This window comes from Brevundimonas sp. (genome assembly GCF_041688735.1).
Classification (GTDB): domain Bacteria; phylum Pseudomonadota; class Alphaproteobacteria; order Caulobacterales; family Caulobacteraceae; genus Brevundimonas.
In genome coordinates this window covers 25666-42779 of sequence record NZ_JBDNHO010000045.1, presented here as the reverse complement: position 1 = coordinate 42779, position 17114 = coordinate 25666, and the positions used below count along the sequence as shown (strand labels likewise).

The window sequence follows — 17114 nt, the reverse complement described above, 5'->3', positions numbered from 1 at the left end:
GAGAACATGTTCGGCAGGCTCAAGGACTGGCGACGCATCCATACCCGCTACGACCGATGCGCACACACCTTCATGTCTGCCATCACTATCGCCGCCACGGTGATCTTCTGGCTATGATCAATGAGTCCTGAGCCTAGAGCCACATCCACCGCGGCGATGCCACGGTCGAGCGACTGTTTCACCGCGTTCAGCGCCCCGATGTCGGCCCGTTGGCCTTGGGCGATAGCCCAGATGGCCCCGTTGTCCTTCGCGCTGGCCACTTTTTACCGGTGTTGATCCGGTTCTGCGTGATGCTCAGCAGGGCGTTGGTCGCGTTCAGGTTCTGGAGCGCGACTTGCGCGCCCACGTTGGTGTTGACCGACAAAAACATCGGCTATCCTTCCATTCTGGTCGGGTGAGGAACGGCCTTCTGGCCGCCGAACCAGTTCTGGTTCGCGCACGCTCACGCAAGGAACGGGCCTGTCCATGTCGTTGTTTTATCTAAAGACCAGGCCATCGAGCCTTGCCGCCCGGCAGTTTTGACCCGCCTTTTCGGCAGGGCGCGGCGGTTCAGGCCGCTTGCTGGCCGCTCGGCCCGGCAAGGCCCTGCATGATCATGCGGTTAATGTCGATCAGCGCTTCGAAATCATCGTCGCCGCGCATGACCACCGACGAATGCTTGCTGACGAACAGGCTGATCGAGATGATCCGGGCGCGCAGCGCCTTGTCCATGGCGTTGTCCGGATTGGCGCAGTCGGTGGCCAGCGCCGACCAGAGACGGCGGTTCCAGTCCAGCGCGTCGATCCGCGTGGCGATATCCGTCGGATCGACGGTGGAAGCATGCAACAGCGCCCGGGTAACCTGCCCGAAAAGCCGGTACTCCATCTCACGCGGGTTTTCAGCCCGGGTGGCCGCGGTCTTGTACGCCTGAAGCGACATTCGCCAGACCTTCCTCGTAATCAACAAGTTTGCGAGCCGCCATCAGGGCCTTGTAGTATTCGCGCGCCATCACGTACCGAGACGCCGCCACGCAATCGGCCAAGACGACCGGATTGCGCGTGGCACCCATGAACTCCGACAGTCGCATGGCGAATTCGTCATAGACCTTGGGGGCAGCGCTCTCGTCCAGATACATCATCATGACCGGGAAATAGATGCGTTTGGCTGGCGAGTCGGCGTCCTCCGGCTGAAGGATGTCCTTCTCGCGAAGCACGCTGGCCTTGTTCTGGAGAATAAGTACGCCGCGACGGTCGCCGTTCTGGACGACCGCTCCGTTCAACACGAACTTCTCGCCTGGCTTTAGCGACAGCTTGAGCGGCATTGGGGGAAGCGTCTCCTGACAGGCCCGGCTCGACGTTAGGAAGCTGGGAACAAAGGCAGGTTAAACAAACGTGGTTAACCATTCATTGTGGAGGCTTGGGAGACAGAGGGGTCCAGTCACGGAGTTCGCCATGCTCGCCCATTCGCCCGCGCCGGTCGGAGCGGCGCAACCCCTGGAGCTCAAGCCCGACGGACCGGCCGGCGATGCGGCCTCATCGGCGGCGCTGAGCCGGCTAAAGCGAAGCCTCGCCCAGTCGCATCGCCGATCGCAGGGGGCGAAGAAGCTGCATAAAGCGATCGTGTTGATGAAGGCGGCAGTCGCCGCCATCGAAAAGCGCGATTACCTCTCCGCCGCCCAGTGCGCTTTGGACGCCCTGCAGGTGGACGAGACCAACGGTCTGGCCTGGCACATCCTGGCGATCGCCCGAGACAAGGCCGGCGACGCCGCCCAGGCCATCGCAGCCTACGAGGCCGCCCTCAAACTGCTGCCGGACGAGTCCGCCATCGCCGCCGATCTGGGCCGTTTGGCGCAGAGGCTGGGCTATCTGGAAATCGCCGACAAGCTGTTCCTCAAACACCTGGCGAAGCATCCCGGCAATCTCGAATCGACCAACAACCTGGCCTGCGTTCAGCGCGACCAAGGGCGCTACGGCGACGCCATCGAAACCCTGAAGGCTCTGCTGGCGCTGACGCCGGACGAGCCCATGCTGTGGAACACGCTCGGCTCCGTGTTGAGCGACCGGGGCGACATGGTCCAGTCACTGGTATTCTTCGACGAGGCCCTGCGGCTGGATTCAGGTTTCAGCAAGGCGCTGTATAACCGGGCCAATGTCAGGATGGCGCTGGGGGAGGTCCACGAATCGTTGATCGACATCGACGCCGCGATGTCACAGGTCGACGAACCGATTGAGATCGAAACCATGCGCATGGCCAAGTCGATGACGCAGATGTTCGTCGGCCAGCTCGAGGATGGCTTCGAGAACTACGAGGCGCGACTGTCGCCCCACCTCGAGAATTCAGTGCGTTTCGTCACCGACTGCCTGCGGCTGGAGCAGGGTGCCGAACTTGCGGGCCGGCACCTGCTGGTGATTGGCGAGCAAGGGCTTGGAGACGAGGTGCTGTTCGCCAATGTGCTGCCGGACCTGATCGCGGCGCTCGGGCCGGACGGCTACATGACCCTGGCGGTGGAACATCGCCTCGTCCCCCTGATGCGACGTAGCTTTCCGGGCGCGACCGTCGTTCCGCACCGCACCGCGCGTATCGAAGGCCGCCTGACCCGCGTTGCGGACCGGCCGGAGGGGGCGCCGCCCCCGGACGCCTGGACGCCGATAGCCAGTCTTTTCCGCCGGTTCCGTCGTACGCCCGACGCCTTTCCGGCCACCGGCTGCTATCTGGGTCCCGACCCGGACCGCGTTGCCCATTGGCGGGGCGAGCTGGCTCTCGCCGGGGCCGGTCCCAAGATCGGCGTGGTTTGGAAGAGTCTGCGGCTGGAGGGGATGCGTCTTCGGTATTTCGCGCCTTTCGACCTTTGGCGGCCGGTGCTGACGACGCCGGGGGCGGTGTTCGTGAACCTGCAGTACGGCGACGTCGCGGCTGAGATCGAGACGGCGAAGGCCAACGGAATCTCTCTGTGGACCCCGCCGGGCATCGATCTGAAGGACGATCTCGACGATCTGGCGGCTCTGACCTGCGCCTTGGACCTGATGGTCGGCCCACCGAATGCGACCGTGAACATTGGCGCGGCCTGCGGCGTGCCGTGGTGGGCTTTCAGCACGCCCGATGACTGGCAACGTTTCGGCACCGACCGGTTTCCCTGCTACCCCTCGACGCGTATTTTCCCGATCGAGGGATTCGGCGAGTGGGAGGGCGCGATGGCGCGCGTCGGCGCCGCTCTCGACGGCTGGGTGACCGAGCGGGCGCGCGGGAACGCCGCCTGATCGCGCGGCGTTGATCTCCCGACAGGGAGGCCATCATGCCCAACATCTACAATACGGCCGACGACCAGGACCAGTCCGAAACCTTCGACGAAACCCATCTCGACGACGAGGGCGACGGTGACTTCCTGCTAGACGAGGCCGATCCCGTGCTGGACGTGACCCAGGCCGAGGGCGACGCCGACCAGGAGGACTTCGACGAGGACGAGCCTGACGATCTCGGCGAGGTCCAAGGCGCGTCGGGCATCGAGGCGGAGGCCGACGCCCTGCTGGGGCTTGATCCCGAGCGGCTCAATGAGATCGATGCGGAAAGCGCCGGCGGTCGCGGAACCGATGAGGTCGAGCTGATCTACTCGGGCCTGTTGGAAAACGCGCGCGGTGCCCAGGCCAGCGCCGCCCACTGGGAGGCCAAACGCCTCTCCGACGACGACATCGCCGGCCTGGGTTACGGCCCTGACGAGGCCGAAGATCATCCAGCCACCTGAAAGACGTTCCCATGAACTCGACGCCCAAGGGCCATCCCGACCATCAGCAAACGCCCGCCGACGACACGCGGCACGCACGCGGCGCCGAACGCGAGACTGGCGAGCCGGACCAGCTGTGCGAAAAGGACCGCCAGGCCGAAGACCGCCAGGAGGCCCTGATCGACCAGGGCCTCGAGGAAACCTTCCCCGCCAGCGACCCTGTCTCGGTGATGCGCATCATCTGATCCGCTCCATCCGCGACTTGATCGTTGCTGACCCGGCCCGGCTTCGCTAACCGGGGTTGGACACCGACCGGAGCCGATCATGTCGCGACCCGCCGACCGGTTCGAGGGCACCTCGAACTACATCGCCACCGACGACCTGAAGATCGCGGTCAACGCCGCCGTCGCTCTGGAACGCCCGCTGTTGATCAAGGGCGAGCCCGGCACCGGCAAGACCGTGCTGGCCTATGAGATCGCCCGGGCCATGAACGCGGCGCTAATCACCTGGCACATCAAGTCGACGACCAAGGCCCACAACGGTCTGTACGAATACGACGCCGTCTCGCGGCTGCGAGACAGTCAACTGGGCGAGGAACGGGTCCATGACGTCCGCAACTACCTGAAGCCCGGCAAGCTGTGGGAGGCCTTCACCGCCCCGAATCGACCCGTCCTGCTGATCGACGAGATCGACAAGGCCGACATCGAGTTTCCCAACGACCTGCTCCAGGAGCTCGACCGGATGGAGTTCTTCGTCCAGGAAACCGGAGAGACGATCCGCGCCGCCGTGCGGCCGATCGTGGTCATCACCTCGAACAATGAGAAAGAGCTACCGGACGCCTTTCTGCGCCGGTGCTTCTTCCATTACATCAGCTTCCCCGACGACGAGACGATGAAAGCCATCGTCGACGTCCATTTCCCGGGCATCAAGCCGCGACTGGTGTCCGAGGCGCTGAAAACCTTCTATGAGATCCGCGACACGCCGGGGCTGAAGAAGAAACCGTCCACGTCGGAACTTCTGGACTGGCTCAAGCTTCTATTGGTGGATGACGTCGATCCGGCCACGCTGCGCGAGACCTCTCCGCACAAGCTGATCCCTCCGCTTCACGGGGCGCTGCTCAAGAACGAGCAAGACGTCCATCTGTTCGAACGGCTGGCCTTCCTGGGCCGAAGGGAAATATCGCGGCCGGGCGTTTAACCGTTCGCCCGAGTCAAGGACAGGTTTCGTCACGTCAGTTACCGCGATTTCACTGGATTCCCGCCGGGGGGCGCGCAGGATGAAGACAGGTCAAGGATACAAGACGATGACGTTTCGTCCCTTTCTGGTTGCCGCCCTCTGCGCCGTCGCGGCCTCGGCCGGGGCTTGCGACGAGAAAACAGTGCGTATCAGCTCGACCCGGACCGAGCATCCGGACTCCAGCGGCGTACTCAAGGTCGTGGAGACCCTGCAGTGCCCGCAGACTGTGGGTTCGCTGACCCGCAAGGGCGCGGCCTCGGCCGAGGGCACAATCTGCACCTATTCCGGTCCGCGAGGCGCGGAAGTCAGCCTGCATCTCGTAACGCTGGATGGCGCGGCACCGGCCGAAGCCCTCAAGGGGTTTGAAGGACGGCTGTCACAGTCACTGCCCGAGGCCGTGGCGCAACTGAAAGCCTCATTCCGATCTGAACCCTCGACCAGCGAAGCGACCGCTTCTGCCACGGCGACGGCGGGCGAGACGGCCTCGGTGCGCGGCCCGGGCGTCGACATTCAGACCAAGGAAGACGATGCGTCCGTTCGCCTGCCCGGCTTGCGGATCGAAACCAGGGGCGACCAGTCCAGCGTGCGCATCGGCGGCTTCCACATCGATGCCAACGATACCGAGGGCACGGTCGATATCCGGGGCGCCCACGGTGGTGACGAGGTCAGCGTCCAGGCCCATCAGGACTCGGCCGAAATCCGCACCCGCGCCGGAGGCGACGCCACCCGGGCCAGCTGGATCCTGACCGATAACCGCCCCTCTGCCGAGGGATGGCGCTTGGTCGGCTATGAGGCGCGCGGACCCGCCCGCGGACCCATCGTCGTCGCCACCGTCCGCTCCAGGGATCGCGACCGCGGAAGCGTCTTCGAGGACGCCAAGGACCTGGTGACGCTGAACGTGGGCGAATAGGCCTCCACCGCCCTTGATCCCGCGGCGCGCATGGTCCACCAGACCGGGCCACGCGAACAGGAAAACGCCTTGGCCGTCACAACCCGAACCGCATCCGCGAAAGCGCCGCGCGCATGGCAGCGCATGCTGTCGGGCCGCCGTCTCGACCTGCTCGACCCGTCGCCTTTAGACATCGAGATCGAGGACATTGCCCACGGCCTGGCTCGGGTCGCCCGCTGGAACGGCCAGACGATCGGCCAACACGCCTTTTCTGTCGCCCAGCATTCCTGCGTGGTCGAGGAAATCGCGGCCCATATCAAGCCCGACCTTGAGCCGAAATGGCGACTCGCGGCCCTGCTGCATGACGCCTCGGAATATGTGATCGGCGACATGATCTCACCGTTCAAGTCCGCTCTGGGCGTCAACTACAAGGATTTCGAGGCCCGTCTCGAAGGGGCCATCCACCTCCGTTTCGGCCTGCCGCCCAAAACGCCCGTCGCGATCAAGACGCTGATCAAGAAGGCCGACCGCGCCTGCGCCTTTTTCGAGGCCACCCAGCTGGCCGGCTTCACCCGGCCGGAGTCGCTGGGCCTGTTCGGCGTGCCGCCGGCCGGCTACGACCTGACCATCGCCCCCCTGTCCGCTCCTCTGGCCCAGCAGCGCTATCTCGAGCGTTATCGGGTCCTTGCCGAAGCCGTCGGTCTGGTCCCGGCGACTGACGCCTGGGACACGGAGTAACCATGGCTGGGCCGTCGGAACAGGGCGTGCGCATCGGTCTGTCGGCGGTCGTTATCGCCCTGCGCGACCGCAAGGCCTGCGTCCTGACCACGACGGGCGAAGACGCCGCCGCCCTGCCGTTCGGCCCCTTCGATCCGGACCGCGATCGCACCTTCGAACGGGCGCTGCGCGACTTCGTCACCGCCCAGACCGGTTTCCGTCTCGGTTTCGTAGAACAGCTCTACACCTTCGGCGATCTCGGCCGCGCCAGCCCCCGGGCCACCCCCGGACCCGAACGCCGCCGCGAGGTCTCGGTCGGCTATCTGGCCCTCACCGCCGACGCCGCGGATGCCCCCCAGGCCGAGGCCCGCTGGACCCCGGCGCTGGAAATCTTTCCGTGGGAAGACCGCCGCGAAGGTGCTCCCGCCTGCGTCACGCCCCTGATCGCCGACCTGACCGCCTGGGCTGAAGCCGACCCCCGACGTCAGGCCCGGGTTGAGACCCTGTTCGCCACCACGCCCGCCCACCGCTGGAACGAGGGCCAGGTGCTGGACCGCTATGAACTGCTCTATGAGGCCGGTCTGGTCGCCGAGGCCGCGCGGGACCAGGACCGCGCCGCTCCCGCCGGTGCCCCCGGCCGACCCATGGCCTCGGATCACCGCCGCATCCTCGCCACCGGACTGGGACGTCTGCGCAACAAGCTGAAGTACCGTCCGGTCCTGTTCGACCTGATGCCCGAGACCTTCACCCTGTCAGGGCTTCAGGCCGCAGCTGAAGCGGTCGCGGGTCTGTCGCTGCACAAGCAGAATTTTCGTCGAGGCGTCGAACGCACTGGCCTGGTCCAGCCAACCGGCCGTATGTCCTCCGCCACCGGGGGCCGCCCGGCCGAGCTGTTCCGGGTCATCGACGGCGACCTGTCCGCCGGCGAGGCGCTGGGACTTCCCCTGCCGGGCCTGCGCTGACCGATTTTTCCGCCACGCGGCTTGCGGCGCGCCGCGCCTGTCATTAGAGAGGCCCCTCGCTCGACCAAGCGACTTCGGCCCCGCGGAGAGGTGGCAGAGTGGTCGAATGTACCGCACTCGAAATGCGGCGTGCCTTTACGGGTACCGTGGGTTCGAATCCCACCCTCTCCGCCACCGCCTAAGTCACTGTTTCTCCACAATAAACGGACAACACCTCCCGCCCCGCAAACTCGACTCTTGCAGGGCGCAAAGTGGTGCAATCGCCAGACATAGCGGGCGTTTAACGGCCGCAAAGGCTCTGTCAGCCCAAACTGATTGCCGGTCGCGGTCCTCGCGCCTAGCCTCTCGACATGGCCAAATCCACCAACCCGTTCCGCTGGTTTGACAGCTCGCCCGAGGTGATCTGTCTCGTCGTTCTCATGTACGTGAAGTAACCGCTCTCGCTCCGGAACGTAGAGGACCTTCTGGCCGAGCGCGGTATCGACATTTGCCACGAAACCGTCCGCCTGTGGTGGAACCGGTTCGGTCCGATGTTCGCCGCGGAGATCCGCAGGAAGCGGGTCGATCACATGCGCGCCTACACCCACTGGCGCTGGCATCTGGACGAGGTCTACGTCCGGACAAACGGCGAGATGCGCTACCTCTGGCGGGCCGTCGATCACGAGGGCGAGGTGCTGGAATCGTTTGTCACACGGACCAGGGACAAGGCGGCCGCCCTCAAATTCATCAAGAAGGCCATGAAGCGCCACGGGTCTCCCAAGGCAATCGTCACGGACGAATTGCGCTCATATCGGGCGGCCATGAACGTCCTCGGCAATGCTGAAAAACAGGTCGTCGGTCGCTGGGCCAACAACCGATGTGAGAACTCACACCTGCCGTTTCGACGACGAGAGCGGGCCATGCTGCGCTTCCGGCAAATGAAGACTTTGCAGAAGTTCAGCTCCGTCCACGCCGCCTTCCACAACCACTTCAACCAGGACCGCCACCTCATCAACCGAGACGATTTCAAAGCCCGACGATCGGCCGCATTTGCCGAGTGGAAGACGCTCGCCGGCTGAGGATCACGCCCCCTGCCCCACCCTCGCCTGCTGGAGACAAGTTGTCGTTGGACTGACACCACCGCCATGCGCTCTCATTTCCCGTTTCAGATCAATGCGCTACACGCGCGATTGTCTAAATTTCCAAGTCTTTCTCTGTGAATCGGTGTCCAAGGTGGGCCACCATAATCATGTCTTTTCAAATACCCATCCGAGATCGCCCGCATCATGATACATGAAGCGCTACATTAAGGCGGGCGGAGCGATTATCTTGCCGGCTTTTGGAACGCTTTTGGCGGCCATTACTGGTTAGATCGGCGCGCTTGCAACTATACGACCCTCTCCGGCTTAAATCACGAAGGCGGAGCCGGCGTTCACGAAGACCATTATGGACGGTGCTAGCAATGAAAGCGGCGGGTAAATCGGCAATATTGGCCATGTACGTACTGCCTGTTTTGCCCCTCGTCATGCCATCAGAGTTGCTTTATTCGTTTTATCGGCTGCCGTTCATCCTACTTATTGCTGTTCAAATAATAGTGCTGACTACAGTCGTGCGCGGGAGAATGTCGCGGCGGGTGCGGATATTGCTGATGGCTCTCCCTGTGGCCGCGCTATTGTTGCAAGTTTATCATATTGTCTTGCTGACTCTTCGATGCGGCTACCCGACAGGATTCTGCTTTGCCTAACGTGAATTCAGAAAGGATCTCCTCCCGCCCATCCGTCCGGCGCTCGCGCAGGTGCTGACAGGTTGACACGCTCGGGTCGAAAAACGCCCTGCCCTTCCCGGCTTACATCCTGCCAGATCACGGCTCCCAAGAACCGGTGGCGCTTGAAACTGATCGGATGCAGCACGCCTCCCGGCCATTCGGCCCAAACCGGAGACAAGCTGGCGCTAGACTGCCAGCACCGCCACCGCTTTTATCCATGGCAATCTCGACTTTAGCCGCTGCGCGGCGGCCCCCGGAACGCCGCCACTCCCGGCACTCGAACTCTGCATCAGAGTTCTTTTTCCAGTCCCTTGCGCCAAGCCGACAGGCCGAGCCAGACCGTCACGGCGAGTACCGGCGCGACGATTCCCTGGGCCAGCGTCGCGTCGAACCGGTGCCACACATGCTCCACCGCCTTCAGCGGAAAGCCCAGCAGAGCCGCCGCATAATAGGCGATAGCCACGGTCGACAATCCCTCCACCGCCCTTTGCAGCTTTAAAGAGGTTCCCGCCCGGCGGTCCATGGAGGCCAGCAATGCGGCGCTGGTGGCCTCCGCCGCCACCTCCACGCGGGTGTTCAGCATCTGGGCCATCCGGGCGATCCGGCCGATGGTGGCCCGCTGGCGTTCGGCCACGGCGTCGCAGGTTCGCATGGCCGGGTCGAGCCTGCGCTGCATGAATTCGCCGAGCGTCAGCAGGCCCTTGATATGGTGCTCGCGCAGCATCTCGATCCGCTCGCGGACGATGCCGTGATAGGCGGCCGCCGCATCGAAGCGAAAGCTGGTCCGTCCGATCAGGGCTTCGGTTTCTCCGGCCAGCGCAGAGAGGCGATCCAGCAGCAGACGGTCCGCCTGCGGGTCCGCGTCCTCGGTCAGTTTGTGGGCCAGTTCGGCCGCCGTCGCCTCGATAGCGCTCAGTTCCTTGCCCGTCTGTCCGGCGACCGGAAATGCCAGAAGGGCAAGCAGGCGATAGGTCTCGATTTCAAGCAGACTCTGGACCAGACGCCCGGTCAGGGCCGCGTCGCCGGCATGAGCCAGCATCAGGTAGCGGGTCATGCCCTGGGCGTCGGTGCGGAAGTCCGTCAGGGCGATGGCCGAGCCGTCGGCCAGCCGCGCGCCGACCACTTCCAGCCCGAACAGGGCGGCGGCGGCGCGCTCGTCGACCTCGGGCCAGACCTCCAGGCGGGTCGCGACCAGCACTTCTCCCGGCAGGCTTGAAAGCCAGTCCTCGGGTACCATGCCGAGCGCGGTCTCGACGAAGGGAGCTGTCCCGCTGGGCGCGCGGAAAAAAGTCCAGGTCGATAGCTCTGTATGGCGCTCCCAGCGCAGCCGCCAGCCACCCGCGTCGAGGGCGCACCACCGCGACGTCGGCCCGGGTTCGGGCTGTCCGACGCGACGGCACAAGGATGCCATATGTTGTCGATCGGCGGTCTCGCCATCCTGACCGGACAGGGTCGCGATGCGTGCCACCAGCGCCGGCCCCACCATCGGTGTGAACGGGCGGGCGTGGGCTTCGGACAGCAGCGCGTCGCGCTGAGGATGATAGCGCCAACGGGTGTTCGCACCGGTCGCGGTGTCCGTCATGCCGATACTCCAAAAAATACTGCGCTTGGACCTAACGACAGGAGGCCATCGCTCACTGACCGAACGGTTTGCGCTGACAAGGGCGTTTCAGGCGATGACGTCAGGAGCAGGTCAGTGGCCAATGTGCCGGGTTTGAGGGCCCGTCCTGCCAACCACGTCCCGGCAGAACCCTGGATCAGCGGAGCTGGCTAAAGATTGTGACGACTGATGCTGCGAAGACAGCGATACCGGCGATCATCAGGACCAGCGAGGGGCTCACATCGAAAGTGGCCTTGGCCTGCTCCCCCAGTCTTCCCAGCAACTCCGGCCAAGTGTAGCTCACGAAGTCGCCCTGGCTCATCATACTGATGACGATGCCCTCGTCGTCGACGACCGGAAGGTGGCGGAATCTCTCGTTGGACATGAGACGAAGCCAGTCCAGGAGGTCGTCATCGGCCCGGGCCACCTTCAGCTCTGTGGTCATGATCTGGGAGAGGGTCGTCTTGTCCGGGTTCATGCGCTTGTTGAGAAGACGTCTCATGAAATCGCGCTCTGTCACGATCCCCAAGGGTTTGCGGTCCGGACCAACGATAACGGCCGCCCCGTAATTCTTCTCGCTCATGACGGCAACGGCATCGGCGACGAGGGCATCAGGCCCAAACGTCAGAACGGGCGCTTTACTCCGGAACTCCGGCCTGTCCTTGATCTTCACGACGACGTCCCTCTCGCGGCATCTTGGTCGGGACGACCCAGCGGCACACACGACGGATCAAGGTCGCGCAGTCTCCTGTAATTGGATCGGGGTCAAATTGACGCATCACCGCCCATATCGCTTCGTCACCGGGCAGACCGGCGGCCTGCCGCGCGGGCCGATGGCTGTGCGGGCCAGCCTCTTGTGACACAAAAATCACGGCTCGCATCACCCAACGCCCTTGGTTAATCCGGGATGAGAAACGGGGGTCACGTCAAATTGTTTCCCGTTGGCGTCTCGTCAACGGGAAACCAGCAAACATCAACGGATTGGCGGAGACCGGCGACGTCGCGTCGGTCTGTCGAAGCCGCACCACCCGCAAGTCGACTGATGGCACCGTTCTCACAGATCAACGCGCCTGAGGCGTAAGGCGTTGGTGATGACCGAGACCGAAGACAAACTCATCGCCGCCGCCGCGATCATCGGCGACAGCAGCAGCCCGGTGACAGGATAGAGCAGCCCGGCCGCGATCGGGACGCCAAGCGCATTGTAGGCGAAGGCGAAAAACAGGTTCTGCTTGATGTTGCGCAGTGTGGCGCGGGCCAGTTTCCTTGCCCGCACGATGCCCATCAGGTCGCCGCCCAGCAGGGTGATCCCCGCGCTCTCCATCGCGACATCGGCGCCGGTGCCCATGGCGATACCGACATCGGCCGCGGCCAGTGCGGGGGCGTCATTCACCCCGTCGCCGGCCATGGCGATCTTGTGGCCTTCCTTGCGCAACTGGTCGATCAGCGTCTTCTTGTCTTCCGGCAGGACGCCCGCACGCACCTCGTCGATACCCAGTTTCCCCGCCACGGCCTGGGCGGTGCGTTCATTGTCGCCGGTCGCCATGATGACGCGCAGCCCTTGCGCGTGCAGTTCGCGGATCGCCTGCGCCGTACTGTCCTTGATGGGATCGGCCACTGCGACAATGCCCGCGAGGACCCCGTCGACGGCGACGAACATCGCCGTCTTTCCTTCGCCGCGCAGGACGTCGGCCCTTGCCTCGGCCTGAGTCGTGTCCAGGCCCATCTCCTGCATCATCGCGGTGTTGCCGAGCGCGACCGCGCGTCCGCTGATCGTTCCGCGCACGCCCTTGCCGGTGACCGCCTCGAAATCCGCCGCCTCCTGCCAGGCCGCGCCTTGCGCCTCGGCACCTTCAACGATGGCTTCGGCGAGAGGATGTTCCGAGCCGCGTTCGAGCGCGGCGGCCAGGGAAAGAATGTCGGCTTCGGTAACGTCGCCAAGCGCCAGGGTGTCGGTCAGCTTTGGCCTGCCCATGGTCAATGTGCCCGTCTTGTCGACGATCAGCGTATCGACGCCCGCCATGCGTTCCAGCGCCTCGGCATCCTTGATCAACACCCCCGCCTGCGCCCCGCGTCCGGCGGCCGTGGTGATGGAGATCGGCGTGGCGAGGCCCAGCGCGCAAGGGCAGGCGATGATCAGCACCGAGACGGCCGAGGCGATGGCAAAGACCAGCGCGGGTTCAGGCCCGAAGATCATCCACATGATGAAAGCGAAGATCGCCACCCCGACCACGGTCGGCACGAACACCGCTGACACCCGGTCGGCCAGGCCCTGGATCGGCGCCCGCGACCGTCGCGCGTTCGACACCATGGCCACGATCTGCGCCAGCACCGTATCGGCGCCGACCTTGCCCGCCGCCATCACCAGACTGCCGTTCTTGTTGATCGTGGCCCCGGTTACCGCATCGCCCGGACCCTTTTCGACCGGCATGGACTCGCCGGTCAGCATGCTTTCGTCCAGCGAAGACCGCCCCTCGATCACCACGCCATCGACCGGCACCGCGTCACCGGGGCGCACCCGCAACCGGTCGCCCTCCATGATGTTTTCCAGTGGCGCGTCGTATTCCGTCCCATCCGGCAGGATGCGCCGCGCAGTTTTCGGCGCGAGGTCGAGCAGCGCCCGGATAGCGTCACCGGTGCGCTCCCGCGCCCGCAGCTCCAGCACCTGGCCGACAAAAACCAGGGCCACGATCACCACCGCCGCCTCGAAATAGGTGCCGACGCCGTGGCCCATCCGGTAGACTTCGGGGAAGAGGCCCGGCAGGAAAGTCGCCACGATCGAATAGAGATAGGCCGCCGCCACGCCGAGCGAAATCAGCGTCCACATGTTGGGCGATCGGTTTACGAGCGAGTCCCATCCCCGGCGGAAGAATGGCAGCGCCGCCCACAGGATGATCGGGGTCGCCAGCGCGAACTCCACATAGCTTGCCGCCTGATGGCCGATCCAGTCGCGCACGGGCAGGCCCACCATCGGCCCCATGGTCAGCACGATCAGCGGAACCGCCGCCGCCGCAGAAATCCACATACGATGCGTGAAATCGGTCAGTTCATGGCTGGGCTCGTCCGAGGGCAGCATCGGCTCCAGGGCCATGCCGCAGATCGGACAGGGCCCCGGCGCGTCCCGAACAATCTCGGGGTGCATCGGGCAGGTGTACTGGACGTTAGCGGGGGCGGACTTCGTTTGCCCGGCGGCGCGGCCCGAGGCGTAGAACCAGTAATCCGCCTTGAACTTCGTCTGGCATTTCTCGGAGCAGAAATGGAACGTCTTGTCCTGGAACTCCGCGTGGCGGGTCTCGGGCCCGACCGCGACCGTCATCCCGCAGACCGGGTCCTTTGCGGTCTTGGCCCCCTCCGGAACGACGGGCTTCGCGTGCTGATGATCGTGTTCCATCTTCTGCCTGCCTTCATCATTCTGGTCGCGGCCCGGGCCCCGGCGACTGGATTCTCAGGCTCTGTTCAATGGTGATCGCGAACACCTGCGCCGCCGGAACTGCGTGCCAGAAAGAAACACTCGAACAGGAGTGCCGACGTCATGCCGGCCAGACCAAGGACGACGATCATGGGATCGGACTTCCATTTGTTGAACACGAAGGCCACGAGAGCCACGGCGTCGAGGGCAATCGCCCTCAACAGAACCCACCCTCGCGCCCCGATGTTGTGGCGGAGACATCGGTGAACGCCTCAGTGAGTGATGTTATCCACCACCGGGCAAAATTATGCGCCGCGTGAGGCGGTGCGGCTGAGATCAAAAAGGACCGTCAGGACGCCTGCGATCACGATGGTGTAAACCGAGAGCAGCCCTGTCAGGGTAGTTTCGCCAGGTCGAAGCCACCCGTCCCCACCCTGCTTCAGTCAACGGCGGCCGACAACGCGGTCGCCGCGTCGGCGCGAAAGCGGCGAGGGGTGGTTCCGCTGATCGGATGACGCCGGGTGTTGAAGGTGTCGTGGACGGGGCGTTACGGGTGAGAAAGCGCTAGGTGTGAGCTCTCAATAGGTTGCCCATCCGGTCCAGGCCGAGGAAGCTGGAGTTGCAGACTTCAGATCCTACCCCGAAGGAGGAACGACACCATCACCCCCTCCGCGATCAACAGCTGGATTACCGAACAGGTGATGCTGAGCGGCGTGGAGGCAACCGTTCGAAGCCGCACCCCGGTCGGCACTCTTGCCCTGACCGGAGCGATCTTCGGGGCCAATGACACGGCGGGCGCGCTTCTGGCCTTTTTCGAGGCTGGGCGCTACTCAACTTGAAGGCTGGCTTGTTCGCCACGGCCCGCTCCGACAGGGGCCAGTCGTTTTAACTTCCTTACTAGGCGCCCGCGGTCGCTGCCGGACGCGCTCTGCACGCCTCCAGCCAGCGCGCCAGGTTGCCGAATTCCTCCGGTGGCCGGTATTTGATCAGCCGCGCGAAGTCCAGACCGACCACCGCCACGACGTCGGCGATGGTGAAGCGGTCCAGGGCGATGAAGTCGTGGTCGGCCAGATGCCGGTCCAGCGTCTTCATGAATTTCTCGGCCGCGACCCGGTTGTAGTCGGCCAGTTGCGGCATCTGGGTTGGCTCCAGCGCGGCCAGCGCCGGATGCGAATGGCGCACGCTCAGCATGATCGGATTGGCCAGATAGAATTCGCAGCGCCGCGTCCACATCTCGACGATGGCCTGTTCGCGCGCATCGTGGCCAAACAGATTCGGTTCCGGATAGAGGGCCTCCAGATAGCGACAGATGGCGATCGATTCCGAGATGGTCGTGCCGTCATCCAGCGACAGCGCGGGCAAGTGGGGCACGCCGACGCGCGTGCGGTATTCAGCCGTCTTGTGCTCGCCGAGCATGATGTCGACCTCGACCACCTCGACGTCGGCGATGCCCTTCTCGGCCATCACCCAGCGGACCCGGCGGGGATTGGGCGCGCGGTGTGACGTGTAGAGCTGCATCTTCATCTCCGTTTCCTATCGCAACGCTATCAGCGGAAGATGATGCCCGGCAAGGCACCGACGACGCAGGCGGTCATCACCGTCGCCAGAAAGCCGGCGAACAACCCCTTCCACACCATACCCAGCACCTCTTCGCGCCGTTCAGGCATCAGGACCGAAAGCCCGGTCACCGTGATCCCGACCGAGCCGATGTTGGCGAAGCCGCACAATGCATAGGTCATCAGGATGCGCGTCCGCTCACTCATCTCGCCGGCGGGCACCTTGCCCAGTTCGATGAAGGCAACGAACTCGGTGAGGGTCAACTTGACCCCCAGCAGCCAGCCGGCCTTGCCCGCCTCGGACCACTCCACCCCCATCAACCAGGCCAGCGGCATGAACAGCCAGCCCAGCAGCCGCTCGACCGTCACCGGCCCGTCGAACAGCCACAGGCCGCCCATCATCACATTGACCAGTGCCACCAGCGCCACGAACACGATCAGCACCGCCGAGATGTTCAGCACTACCATCAGGCCGTCCGCCGTACCCCTGACGATGGCGTCGACGGCGCTGTCGTATTTCAGCGCGGAGTCATAGTCAGCGACCGCGCCGCCCTGCCCCGGCGTCTCGGGAATCATGATCCTGGCCAGCAGCACACCCGCCGGTGCCGACACGATGGAGGCGACCAGCACATGGCCCGCCGCATTGGGCAGGACCGCCTGAAGGATTGCTGCATAGGCCACCATGGTGGACCCCGCGACCGTGGCCAGACCGACCACCATCATCAGAAACAGCTCGGACCGGGTCAGTTTGTCGAGATAGGCGCGGATCACGATCGGGCTTTCGATCATGCCCAGAAAGATGTTGGCCGCCACGGCCAGGGCCGAGGCTCCGCCCAGTCCCATGGTCCGCTGGAACAGGAAGCCAAAGCCGTGGGTGATCCACTTCAATATCTTCCAGTGCCACAACAGGGCCGAAAGTGCCGAGATCACCAGGATCAGCGGCAGGACCTGAAAGGCGAAGGTGAACAGCGCGCCCTCGTTGCCGATGACATAGGGTTGGTCCCCGCCCGCCAGATAGCCGAACACGAACTGCGTCCCGCGGTTGGTGGCGACCGCCAGACCGTCGACGGCTCCCGTGATGGCCGCTAGCACGACCTGGGACCCAGGGATGGCGAACAGCGCCAGCACCAGCGCCGCCTGCACCGCGACCGCGCCCAGTGTCAGCCGCCAGGGAAACGCCCGCCGGTTCTCGGACAGGGCCCAGCAGGCCCCGACGATGACGACGAGGCCCAACAGGCTTTGTAGGTTCAGAACACTGAACATGGCCGACTCCCCCGCATCGCCCCCTTTGCTGCCGGAGACGGTGA

Annotated in this window: 16 protein-coding genes, 1 tRNA gene and 3 pseudogenes; 11 read left to right on the top strand and 9 right to left on the bottom strand. The window is 64.5% G+C overall.

Annotated features, from left to right (window positions below):
* Positions 1–117: pseudogene (locus ACESMO_RS05150) on the top strand (IS5/IS1182 family transposase); the annotation flags it as partial.
* 8 nt (positions 118–125) lie between these two features.
* Here ACESMO_RS05150 and ACESMO_RS05145 read toward each other — a convergent pair.
* The 3 genes and pseudogenes from ACESMO_RS05145 to flbT all read right to left on the bottom strand — a co-directional run.
* A pseudogene (locus tag ACESMO_RS05145) lies at positions 126–370 on the bottom strand (flagellin); the annotation flags it as partial.
* 179 nt (positions 371–549) lie between these two features.
* Positions 550–918 carry a flagellar biosynthesis regulator FlaF gene (gene flaF, locus ACESMO_RS05140; protein WP_372707101.1) on the bottom strand — a complete coding sequence of 123 codons (369 nt, stop codon included), beginning with the start codon at positions 916–918 and terminating at the stop codon, positions 550–552.
* Positions 878–1300, bottom strand: a complete 423-nt coding sequence (flbT, locus tag ACESMO_RS05135; RefSeq protein ID WP_372707100.1) for a flagellar biosynthesis repressor FlbT — start codon at positions 1298–1300, stop codon at positions 878–880. The genes flaF and flbT overlap by 41 nt, the downstream gene beginning before the upstream one ends.
* Positions 1301–1430: 130 nt before the next feature.
* Between flbT and ACESMO_RS05130 the strand changes: the two genes are divergently transcribed.
* From ACESMO_RS05130 to ACESMO_RS05090, 9 genes and pseudogenes are all read left to right on the top strand, one after another.
* The gene (locus ACESMO_RS05130) at positions 1431–3236 is read left to right on the top strand and encodes a tetratricopeptide repeat protein (protein ID WP_372707099.1); all 1806 of its coding nucleotides are present in this window, start codon (positions 1431–1433) and stop codon (positions 3234–3236) included.
* A 35-nt stretch (positions 3237–3271) separates the two neighbouring features.
* Positions 3272–3718 carry a hypothetical protein gene (locus ACESMO_RS05125; RefSeq protein WP_372707098.1) on the top strand — a complete coding sequence of 149 codons (447 nt, stop codon included), beginning with the start codon at positions 3272–3274 and terminating at the stop codon, positions 3716–3718.
* 11 nt (positions 3719–3729) lie between these two features.
* On the top strand, positions 3730–3942 hold the full coding sequence (locus ACESMO_RS05120) for a hypothetical protein (protein ID WP_372707097.1): 213 nt from the start codon (positions 3730–3732) through the stop codon (positions 3940–3942).
* A gap of 79 nt (positions 3943–4021) precedes the next feature.
* Positions 4022–4894, top strand: a complete 873-nt coding sequence (locus tag ACESMO_RS05115) for an AAA family ATPase (RefSeq protein WP_372707096.1) — start codon at positions 4022–4024, stop codon at positions 4892–4894.
* A gap of 106 nt (positions 4895–5000) precedes the next feature.
* A complete protein-coding gene (locus tag ACESMO_RS05110; RefSeq protein ID WP_372707095.1) occupies positions 5001–5843 on the top strand; it encodes a methyltransferase type 11 in 843 nt (280 codons plus the stop codon).
* 123 nt (positions 5844–5966) lie between these two features.
* Positions 5967–6560 carry a YfbR-like 5'-deoxynucleotidase gene (locus ACESMO_RS05105; protein WP_372707104.1) on the top strand — a complete coding sequence of 198 codons (594 nt, stop codon included), beginning with the start codon at positions 5967–5969 and terminating at the stop codon, positions 6558–6560.
* Between the two features lie 2 nt (positions 6561–6562).
* Positions 6563–7501 carry an NAD regulator gene (locus ACESMO_RS05100; protein WP_372707094.1) on the top strand — a complete coding sequence of 313 codons (939 nt, stop codon included), beginning with the start codon at positions 6563–6565 and terminating at the stop codon, positions 7499–7501.
* An 84-nt stretch (positions 7502–7585) separates the two neighbouring features.
* Positions 7586–7675 (top strand) — tRNA-Ser (locus tag ACESMO_RS05095).
* Positions 7676–7947: 272 nt separating this feature from the next.
* Positions 7948–8559, top strand: a pseudogene (locus ACESMO_RS05090) (IS6 family transposase); the annotation flags it as partial.
* A gap of 975 nt (positions 8560–9534) precedes the next feature.
* Here ACESMO_RS05090 and ACESMO_RS05085 read toward each other — a convergent pair.
* The 4 genes from ACESMO_RS05085 to ACESMO_RS05070 all read right to left on the bottom strand — a co-directional run bounded on the left by ACESMO_RS05085 (position 9535) and on the right by ACESMO_RS05070 (position 14472).
* Positions 9535–10827: a DUF3422 family protein gene (locus ACESMO_RS05085; protein ID WP_372707093.1), complete on the bottom strand. Its 1293-nt coding sequence runs from the start codon at positions 10825–10827 to the stop codon at positions 9535–9537.
* A 175-nt stretch (positions 10828–11002) separates the two neighbouring features.
* Positions 11003–11518 carry a cyclic nucleotide-binding/CBS domain-containing protein gene (locus tag ACESMO_RS05080; RefSeq protein WP_372707092.1) on the bottom strand — a complete coding sequence of 172 codons (516 nt, stop codon included), beginning with the start codon at positions 11516–11518 and terminating at the stop codon, positions 11003–11005.
* A gap of 381 nt (positions 11519–11899) precedes the next feature.
* A complete protein-coding gene (locus tag ACESMO_RS05075; protein WP_372707091.1) occupies positions 11900–14233 on the bottom strand; it encodes a heavy metal translocating P-type ATPase in 2334 nt (777 codons plus the stop codon).
* A 65-nt stretch (positions 14234–14298) separates the two neighbouring features.
* Positions 14299–14472, bottom strand: a complete 174-nt coding sequence (locus tag ACESMO_RS05070) for a hypothetical protein (RefSeq protein ID WP_372707090.1) — start codon at positions 14470–14472, stop codon at positions 14299–14301.
* A gap of 480 nt (positions 14473–14952) precedes the next feature.
* Here ACESMO_RS05070 and ACESMO_RS05065 point away from each other — a divergent pair, with 480 nt between their 5' ends.
* On the top strand, positions 14953–15090 hold the full coding sequence (locus ACESMO_RS05065) for a hypothetical protein (RefSeq protein ID WP_372707089.1): 138 nt from the start codon (positions 14953–14955) through the stop codon (positions 15088–15090).
* Positions 15091–15148: 58 nt separating this feature from the next.
* Here ACESMO_RS05065 and ACESMO_RS05060 read toward each other — a convergent pair whose 3' ends face one another.
* Positions 15149–15769: a glutathione S-transferase family protein gene (locus ACESMO_RS05060; protein ID WP_372707103.1), complete on the bottom strand. Its 621-nt coding sequence runs from the start codon at positions 15767–15769 to the stop codon at positions 15149–15151.
* 29 nt (positions 15770–15798) lie between these two features.
* Positions 15799–17070: a NupC/NupG family nucleoside CNT transporter gene (locus tag ACESMO_RS05055; RefSeq protein WP_372707088.1), complete on the bottom strand. Its 1272-nt coding sequence runs from the start codon at positions 17068–17070 to the stop codon at positions 15799–15801.
* Positions 17071–17114: the final 44 nt, after the last annotated feature.

Bases quoted from the DNA above. Each gene is read 5' to 3' on its own strand.
- flaF (WP_372707101.1), bottom strand. From the start codon at position 918: ATGTCGCTTCAGGCGTACAAGACCGCGGCCACCCGGGCTGAAAACCCG.
- flbT (WP_372707100.1), bottom strand. From the start codon at position 1,300: ATGCCGCTCAAGCTGTCGCTAAAGCCAGGCGAGAAGTTCGTGTTGAAC.
- ACESMO_RS05130 (WP_372707099.1), top strand. From the start codon at position 1,431: ATGCTCGCCCATTCGCCCGCGCCGGTCGGAGCGGCGCAACCCCTGGAG.
- ACESMO_RS05125 (WP_372707098.1), top strand. From the start codon at position 3,272: ATGCCCAACATCTACAATACGGCCGACGACCAGGACCAGTCCGAAACC.
- ACESMO_RS05120 (WP_372707097.1), top strand. From the start codon at position 3,730: ATGAACTCGACGCCCAAGGGCCATCCCGACCATCAGCAAACGCCCGCC.
- ACESMO_RS05115 (WP_372707096.1), top strand. From the start codon at position 4,022: ATGTCGCGACCCGCCGACCGGTTCGAGGGCACCTCGAACTACATCGCC.
- ACESMO_RS05110 (WP_372707095.1), top strand. From the start codon at position 5,001: ATGACGTTTCGTCCCTTTCTGGTTGCCGCCCTCTGCGCCGTCGCGGCC.
- ACESMO_RS05105 (WP_372707104.1), top strand. From the start codon at position 5,967: ATGCTGTCGGGCCGCCGTCTCGACCTGCTCGACCCGTCGCCTTTAGAC.
- ACESMO_RS05100 (WP_372707094.1), top strand. From the start codon at position 6,563: ATGGCTGGGCCGTCGGAACAGGGCGTGCGCATCGGTCTGTCGGCGGTC.
- ACESMO_RS05085 (WP_372707093.1), bottom strand. From the start codon at position 10,827: ATGACGGACACCGCGACCGGTGCGAACACCCGTTGGCGCTATCATCCT.
- ACESMO_RS05075 (WP_372707091.1), bottom strand. From the start codon at position 14,233: ATGGAACACGATCATCAGCACGCGAAGCCCGTCGTTCCGGAGGGGGCC.
- ACESMO_RS05065 (WP_372707089.1), top strand. From the start codon at position 14,953: ATGCTGAGCGGCGTGGAGGCAACCGTTCGAAGCCGCACCCCGGTCGGC.
- ACESMO_RS05060 (WP_372707103.1), bottom strand. From the start codon at position 15,769: ATGCAGCTCTACACGTCACACCGCGCGCCCAATCCCCGCCGGGTCCGC.
- ACESMO_RS05055 (WP_372707088.1), bottom strand. From the start codon at position 17,070: ATGTTCAGTGTTCTGAACCTACAAAGCCTGTTGGGCCTCGTCGTCATC.